At 72.0% G+C, this 7,362-nt stretch carries 4 protein-coding genes and 10 pseudogenes; 12 read left to right on the top strand and 2 right to left on the bottom strand.

All coding sequences use genetic code 11. The annotated features are described in order from the left end of the window. The 10 genes and pseudogenes from UK94_RS69090 to UK94_RS75325 form a co-directional block, all read left to right on the top strand. Positions 1-158: pseudogene (locus UK94_RS69090) on the top strand (KR domain-containing protein); the annotation flags it as partial. A 1-nt stretch (position 159) separates the two neighbouring features. Beyond that, a pseudogene (locus UK94_RS69085) lies at positions 160-234 on the top strand (hypothetical protein); the annotation flags it as partial. A gap of 1 nt (position 235) precedes the next feature. Continuing rightward, positions 236-320: pseudogene (locus tag UK94_RS69080) on the top strand (KR domain-containing protein); the annotation flags it as partial. Position 321: 1 nt separating this feature from the next. Continuing rightward, positions 322-1,300: pseudogene (locus UK94_RS69075) on the top strand (beta-ketoacyl reductase); the annotation flags it as partial. Between the two features lies 1 nt (position 1,301). Continuing rightward, the coding region (locus UK94_RS69070; RefSeq protein ID WP_235490415.1) for an alpha/beta fold hydrolase at positions 1,302-1,913 on the top strand (612 nt) is incomplete at its 5' end. 419 nt (positions 1,914-2,332) lie between these two features. Continuing rightward, on the top strand, positions 2,333-3,109 hold the full coding sequence (locus UK94_RS28850) for an SDR family oxidoreductase (RefSeq protein WP_011601601.1): 777 nt from the start codon (positions 2,333-2,335) through the stop codon (positions 3,107-3,109). 67 nt (positions 3,110-3,176) lie between these two features. After that, a pseudogene (locus tag UK94_RS69065) lies at positions 3,177-3,430 on the top strand (ester cyclase); the annotation flags it as partial. Between the two features lie 27 nt (positions 3,431-3,457). Next, positions 3,458-3,593: pseudogene (locus tag UK94_RS69055) on the top strand (ester cyclase); the annotation flags it as partial. Between the two features lie 32 nt (positions 3,594-3,625). Next, a pseudogene (locus UK94_RS69050) lies at positions 3,626-3,934 on the top strand (nuclear transport factor 2 family protein); the annotation flags it as partial. Position 3,935: 1 nt separating this feature from the next. Beyond that, a pseudogene (locus UK94_RS75325) lies at positions 3,936-4,114 on the top strand (nuclear transport factor 2 family protein); the annotation flags it as partial. A gap of 42 nt (positions 4,115-4,156) precedes the next feature. On the opposite strand, the pseudogene UK94_RS69045 reads toward UK94_RS75325, so the two are convergent. Beyond that, positions 4,157-4,580: pseudogene (locus UK94_RS69045) on the bottom strand (TetR-like C-terminal domain-containing protein); the annotation flags it as partial. A 1-nt stretch (position 4,581) separates the two neighbouring features. Next, a partial coding sequence (locus UK94_RS69040; protein WP_235490440.1) for a TetR/AcrR family transcriptional regulator occupies positions 4,582-4,816 on the bottom strand: 235 nt, incomplete at its 3' end. Positions 4,817-5,126: 310 nt separating this feature from the next. On the opposite strand from UK94_RS69040, the pseudogene UK94_RS69035 reads away from it, so the two are divergent. Together UK94_RS69035 and UK94_RS69030 are read left to right on the top strand one after the other, a co-directional pair. Further along, a pseudogene (locus UK94_RS69035) lies at positions 5,127-5,865 on the top strand (MFS transporter); the annotation flags it as partial. 1 nt (position 5,866) lies between these two features. Beyond that, positions 5,867-6,623: MFS transporter (locus tag UK94_RS69030; RefSeq protein ID WP_235490413.1), on the top strand; the 757-nt coding region annotated here is incomplete at its 5' end. Positions 6,624-7,362: the final 739 nt, after the last annotated feature.

The raw sequence follows: 7,362 nt of genomic DNA, 5'->3' as shown, positions 1-7,362 counted from the left end.
CCGCACTACGCACCGAACTCGAAAACCTCGGCGCCACCATCACCATCACCGCCACCGACACCACCAACCCCACCCAACTCCACCACCTCCTCGACACCATCCCCGCAGCCCACCCCCTCACCGCCGTCATCCACACCGCCGGCACCCTCGACGACACCNCCCTCACCAACCTCACCCCCGAACGCCTCCACACCGTCCTCGCCCCCAAAATCGACGGCGCCTGGCACCTCCACCNCCTCACCCGCCACCACCCCCTCAAAGCCTTCGTCCTCTACTCCTCGCTTGCGGGGCTCGTCGGCGGAGCCGGGCAGGGCAGCTACNCCGCGGCGAACACCTTCCTCGACGCCCTCGCCCACCACCGCCGAGCCCAGGGACTCCCCGCCACCAGCCTCGCCTGGGGACTCTGGGACGACACCAGCACGTTCACCGAGAACCTCACCGCAGCCGACCGGGCCCGCATCGCGCAGAGCGGCCTGCGGTCGTTGGCGCCCGCCGACGGCCTCGCCCTGTTCGACGCCGCCGGCACGCTGCGCCAACCGCTGCTCGTCCCCGCCGCCCTCGACGTCGCCACGATCAGCCGGCGGGCGGCCGCCGACGGGGTGCCCCCGTTGCTGCGCGGCCTCGTCCGCCCGGGTCGCCGGGGTGCCGCGCAGGCAGGCACGGCGTCGAGGGCGGACGCCGCGGCGCTGCGCGGCAGGCTGGCGGCGGCCGCCGACGAGCAGCGGGAGTCGATCCTGCTCGAGCACGTCCGCCAGGAGGTCGCGGCGGTGCTGGGCCACCGCGACGTCGACACCGTCGAGGCCGAGCGGGACTTCGGCGAGCTGGGCCTGGACTCGCTGACCGCCGTCGAACTGCGCAACCGGCTGAACACCGCCACCGGCCTGCGGCTGCCCGCCACCCTCACCTTCGACCACCCGAGCGCGACCGCGCTCGCCGCGTACCTCGCCGAGCAGCTCGCGAAGATCCTGGCCGCCACGCCCACCGGGGGTGGCGCGAACGCGGCGGCCAGCGGGCCGGCGGCGGCCCGGCCGACCGCCATCGGCCCGCAGGAGGGGCCGCTGTCCGAGCTGTACCAGGCGCTGTGCGCCCGGGACAACTTCGCCGCCGCGGCCCAGCTCCTGGTCGTCGCCTCGGCCCTGCGACCCGTCTTCGGCGCCGCCGACAGCGCGCGGCACGCCGTACCGACGCTCCAGCTCGCCGAAGGGCCGGAGCACGCCGAAGGGCCGGCGCGTCATCGGCTGATCTGCTTCCCGGCGATGAGCGCGATCTCCGGGCCGCACGAGTACGCGCGGCTCGGCACNCTGCTGCGCGGCGAACGGGACGTGTTCGTGCTGCCCTCGCCGGGCTACGACGAGAACGACCACGTCCCGATCGACGAGCCCACCTACATCGAGATGCACGTGCGGGAGGTGACCAGGCTGGTCGGCGACGAGCCGTTCGTGCTCGTCGGCCGCTCGATGGGCGGGGTCGTCGCACACGCGGTGGCGGCGGAGCTGGAGAACGCCGGGATCGCCCCGTCCGGGCTGGTGCTCGTCGACAGCTACCCGCCCGAGAGCGCCGTCCGCGAGGGCATGGCGGACTGGTGGCTGACCGCGATGATCACCGGAATGCTCGACCGGGTCGACCGTTACCAGATGGTCTGGAGCGACGCGAGCCTGACCACGATGGGCGCCTACGTGCGGGTCTTCAACGGGTGGCAGGCGAAGCCGGTCGCCGCCCCGACGCTACTCATCCGGGCGGCGGACCCGCTGCGGCGGACGATCATCGATCCGGCGGACCCGGACGGCTGGCAGGCGTACTGGACCACCCCGCACACGACGGTGGACGTGCCCGGCGAGCACTTCTCGATCCTCGAGGAGCACTCGCCGACGACGGTGGCGGCGATCCGCCAGTTCATCGACTCCCTCGTCTGACGTCTGACGTCTGACGTCTGAGGTCGGACGGCGGAGGACGACGACGACGGCGGCGGAGGACGACGGACGGCGGACGGCGGACGGCGGACGGCGGACGGCGGACGGCGGACGGCCGGCACGGCTACGTACTTCTACCTAGCCGTGCCGGACCATTCCTGGTTGGCCGTCCGTCGCCGTCCGGGCCAACCGTCCGGACCACGCAGTTCTTTGTTGTGCAGCTTCGGAGAACAAGCAACCAGAAAGCAGCCCACCACGTTTCCGAGCCCGGTAAGGTTGGGAAACATCAGCGGCACACCGGCCGGCGCGAGTGCCACCGGAATAACACAGCCGATCAATCCGGGCCGGATGNTGCCCGATTACTACACGCATGTTGCGGTGCCGTTCGACGAACGACCGCGGTGCGGGAGAGAAGAGTCGACATGGCCAGGGGAGCAGTCGTCGTCACCGGCGCCGCGGCCGGGATCGGCGAGGCAACCGTCGAACTGTTCGCCGAACGCGGGTTCGGTGTCGTCGCCGTCGACGTGTCCGAGGAGGGCCTGGCCAAGCTCGGCACCCGCGCGGACGTGGTGACCCTCGTCGGTGACGTGGCCGACCCGGCGACGAACGACGCCATGGTCGCCCTGGCGGTCGAGCGCTTCGGCCGGCTCGACGCGGCGGTGCTCAACGCCGGTCTCGGGGGCGCGCCGCCGATCGAGGCGGCCGGCGCGACCGAGAGCCTCGACACGATCTACGCCGTGAACGTCCGCGGGCTGGTGCTGGGGATCCGCGCGGCCGCGCCGGCGCTACGGGCCGCCGGCGGCGGGTCGATCGTCGTGACGTCGTCCGGCGCCGGGCTGCGGGGCGACCCCTACACCTGGGCCTACAACACGACGAAGGCCGCGGCGAACAACCTGGTGCGCTCCGCCGCGCTGGACTACGCCTTCGAGGGCATCCGGATCAACGCCGTCGCCCCCGGCCTCACCGAGACCCCCCGCACCGCCGGCCAGCGCGCCGACCCGGCCTTCGCCGCGGCGGTGACCCGGCGGGTCCCGCTGGGGCGCTGGGCGCAGCCGGCGGAGCAGGCCGAGGTCATCTACTTCCTCGCGTCCCCGGCGGCGTCGTACATCACCGGCGCCGTCATACCGGTCGACGGCGGCCTGTCCGCCTCGAACGGGATTCTGCTGCCGCCCACCTACCCGGGCGAACCGCCGCAGTAATCCGTCTACGGACGATTTGATTTCAGATCATCTTCAAAGTCAACCACGGAAAGGGGCCGGCATGAGNATCGAGGGCAACAAGGAGATCGCGCGGCGGCTCTACGAGGAGGTGGTGAACTACGGGAAGGCGGAGCTGCTGGAGACGTTCGTCGCCGACGACTCCGACGACACCACCCGCCAGCACGCCGGCTGGTCCATCGGCCGCGCGGGATTCCGGGAGCACCTCGAGTGGCTGCGCTCGGCGGTCCCGGACGTGCACACCACGGTGACCGATCTCGTCGCGGAGGACGACCGGGTGGTCGTGTACTGGCGGATCGAGGGNACCCATCAGGGTGAGCTGTTCGGTGNGGCCGCGACCGGCAAGCCCATCGACGCGACCAGCATCAGCCTCATCACCTTCCGGGACGGCCAGATCGTCAACTACACCGTGCTGCCCGACCGGCTCACCATCCTGCGTCAGGTCGGCGCCGTCGCCGCCGCCTGAGCACGCCGGCCGCGACGGAGGGGACGACCGCGATGAGCGCGAAGCTGTCGGCCGCCGATCTCGCCGAGATCGGACAGACCCTGGCCCTGTTCTCGCACGTGTTCGACAACCGGCAGGCCGACGACCTCGGGCTGGTGTTCACCGCGGACGTCGCGGTCGAGTTCCAACGCAGCGGCAGGTCCCTGCGCGGGCTCGCCGAGGTGGCGCAGTTCCAGCGCGGGCTGCCACCCGACGCCGCCGACCATCAGACCGTGAGCACCGTGGTCCTGGCCGACCCGGACGGCACGGTGCGGGCGGTGAGCCGTTACCTCGCCGTGCTCGCCGACGGTTCGGTGACCAACNGCGAGTACCGGGACGTCCTGGTCCGGACCGGCGACGGGTGGCGGATCGCCGCCCGGCAGATCGTGCCCCGCTACCCCCTGGCCGCCGACGCGCCGGACGCCGGGCGGGCGGTCGTCCAGCAGCCGCTGCCCGGACCGTGGCGGGCATCGGCCGACCGGCTGCCGCACCTCGCGCCGTGACCCGGCCCGGCCCGGCCGGCCACCGGCCGGGCCGTCAGACCCTCAGGCCGTCGGGGCGGCGCTCGGGGTGTTCGGGGTGTTCGGGGTGAGGTTGAGCAGCTCGCACAGGTCGCGCAGCTCGTCGCGGTACAGCCGGGCCGGGTCGTTCACCTGCGGCCGCAGGTGGCCGTACACCTCCAGCGCGACGAGGCCGTGCAGACGGCCCCAGATCCGCAGGGACAGCGCGGCGCCGTCGGGCGGGAAGTCGGGAAACGAGGTCCGCGCCATCGCGGCGAAGTCGGGCCGGAAGTCCGACCACGTGTACAGGCCGGCGGGCGGGGTGGCCCCGTTCGCGGGCCACGCGGCGGCGACGATCCTGATCAGGACGCCGCAGGCCCGGTGCTCGGCGGCGAGTTCGGCGCCGTCGTCGCGCACCTTGTAGCCGGGGATGGGATCGCCGTACACGAGCTGGAACTCCGGGGGCCGGNCGATCGCCCACTCCCGGTAGGTCACCCCGACGGCCTCGAGCTGGCCGGCCGGGTCGTCGGGCCGGGAGCGGCGCGCGGCCTCCAGCGCCTGGGCGAGGGAGTCGTACACGTCGACGATCAGGGCGGTGATCAGATCGTCCCGGGTGTCGTAATAGCTGTACAACGCGCCGGCGGTCATCCCCATCTCCCGCGCTATCGCCCGCAGCGACAGGCCCGCGGCGCCCTGCTCGGCCATGTGACGAAGCGCGATCTCCTTGATGTCCCGCACGGTCTCGACCCGCNGGCNCTCCCGCCGACTCAGTTTCACTCCGTCCACTCTTGACACCTTACAATGCCCAACTACTATACGGCGCTTAGAGACAGCATCCCGTTCAGAGACAGCGTCTCGTTCAGCAACCACTCATGGAGCAGAAACAGAACGGTGTGTAGAATCTGGGCACTGCACCCCGAGCGCGCTCACCGTCGAGAGCCGGGCGCGACCACCCGGGGCCTGATCCGCCGCCCAGCGACGGAACCGACGCCCAGCGACAGAAAGAGCCACCCCAGTGGATGCATCCGCGCCCCGACCACGGCCGGGGCTCGGGCTGACGCTCGCACTCCTGGCGTTCGCCCAGTTCATGATCGCTATTGACTACAACATCGTGTACGTCGCGCTGCCGGACATCGGCCGGGAGCTCGACTTCAGTTCCCAGTCCCTGCAGTGGGTCGTCAGTGCCTACGCGGTGACGTTCGGGGGGCTGCTGCTGCTGGGCGGCCGGGCGGCCGACCGGCTCGGGTCGCGGCGGGTGTTCCTCACCGCGGTGCTGCTCTACGGCCTGTCCTCGCTCGCCGGCGGCCTCGCGAACGACCCGGGGCTGCTGATCGCGGCGCGGGCCGTGCAGGGGGTCGGCGGGGCGCTGCTGTTCCCGGCGATCCTCACCCTGATCAACACGACCTTCCGGCCGGGCGCCGAGCGCACCCGCGCGCTGGCCGCGTGGGGTGCCGCGGGTGGTGGCGGGCTCGCCGCCGGCGCGCTGCTCGGCGGCGTCCTGACCAACTACCTCGGTTGGGAGTGGGTCTTCTTCGTCAACGTTCCGGTCGCGGCGGTCATCGCCGTGGCGGCGCCGCGGCTGCTGGCGGCGGACGGCACCCGGCCGTCGCGCACCGGATTCGACCTTCCCGGTGGCCTGCTGGCCACCGCCGGGGTCGCCCTGGTCGTGTTCGGGTTGGTCAGCGGGCCGGACGCGGGCTGGTGGTCGGTGCGCGCGGCCGGCGCGATCGCGCTCGGCGTGGTGATCCTCGCCGNCTTCGCCGTCCTCGAGGGGCGGCTGCGCAACCCGCTGCTGCCGCCGCGGCTGCTGGGATACCGCAACCTCACCACGGCCGTGCTCGCCGTGTTCGTCTTCGCCGGCACGCTCGCCGGCGAGTACTTCCTGTTCACCACCTATCTGCAGAACGTCCTCGGCTACAGCCCGTTGAAGGCGGGACAGGCCTTCCTCCCGCTGACGCTGATCTCCATGGCCGGCGCCGGCCCGCTGGCCACCACCAGCGTCGCCAGGCTGGGGTACGGCGCGACGATGGCCCTCGCGCTGCTGCTGTGCGGGATCGGCATCGGGCTGCTCGTCCCCGGCATGTCGGTGGGCGGTTCCTATCCGGCGCTCCTGCCCGGCATCGCGGTGTGGGGCATCGGCGGCGGCATCGCCTTCACGGTGTGCTTCTCGGCGGCCGGGCACGGGATCGCCGTCGAGGAGCAGGGCGTGGCCAACGCGGTCGCCTCCACCTCGCAGCAGGTCGGCAGCGCGGTGGGGCTGGCGGCGATCGTGGCGGTGGCCAACTCCGGGCTCGACCTCGGCGTCGGCGGCGCCCCCACGCCGGACAGCGTGGTGGACGGGCTACGGGTCGGCGGCCTGGTCTCCGCCGTCACCGCCGTGGTGATCAGTGTGGTCGTCGCCCTGCTCCTGCGCGACCGCCCGTCGGCAGCGTCCAGCCCGGCGACGCCGTCCGCGCCCGGGGCGGGTGTGCCGGAGGCCACCGGCGACGAGGACGTCCGAGCCTATTCCTGAACCGTTCGAGGAAGGCGGATTCGCCGGCACCGACCGGCGGTCGGCTGAGCGGACAGTCATCCGTAACTATTCGGACCGTCGGCCGAACGCCGACGGTCATCGAACCGGTCCTTGCGCCCGGGATCGAACCCCCACATAGCACGGACTGTGCGTCGGGTTGGACGTAACCACGACCACGACAAAATCGCAGTCGATAACTTCGGAAGTGGCATGCATCACAGTTTCCACCACAAAAGTGCCAGGTTTCTCTAAGATGAATTCCGTGGACGACCGGCAGCACCTTCCGACCTCGCGGACGCGCCGCCGGACATTGACTTCCATTCCGCGTGCGCCGTTCGGCCACGCCCTCGTCCGACCGCCCCGGCAGATCGCCGGAACAGCAGCGCGCACCGTCCTCACCGCGCGCCGGCACATCGATCTGCTGCGGGTTTCGAGCGCTTCCTGTCCCGGCGGCGACCGGCATTCCCGCTAGAGCAGGACAGCCGAAAGACCACCACCGCCCGCCCTCACCTTGAGGTGCGGTCGACCGCCCGACCGGGCCCGGAGGATGTCGGGGCAGGTTCACGGTCCTGGCGGTCCGCGCGGCCCTGATGGCCCGACCCCGCACGGGGAATCGATTATATGATCATGGACCGCCGCGCCCCGGACCCCGGCGCGGCGGCTTGCCGAACGTTCTCCGGTAACGCCGTCTCCGCCGCGCCGAGACACCTTCGATCGGNCATTTCCGGTCTCTTCCCAG

Origin of the sequence: Frankia sp. AvcI1 (genome assembly GCF_001420875.1) — a bacterium.
Taxonomy (GTDB): domain Bacteria; phylum Actinomycetota; class Actinomycetes; order Frankiales; family Frankiaceae; genus Frankia; species Frankia alni.
The sequence above is the reverse complement of the archived record's forward strand: the minus strand, read 5'-3'. Positions and strand labels throughout refer to the sequence as shown.

Excerpts from the sequence above, each read along its gene's own strand:
- UK94_RS28850 (WP_011601601.1), top strand. The coding sequence starts at position 2,333 with ATGGCCAGGGGAGCAGTCGTCGTCACCGGCGCCGCGGCCGGGATCGGC.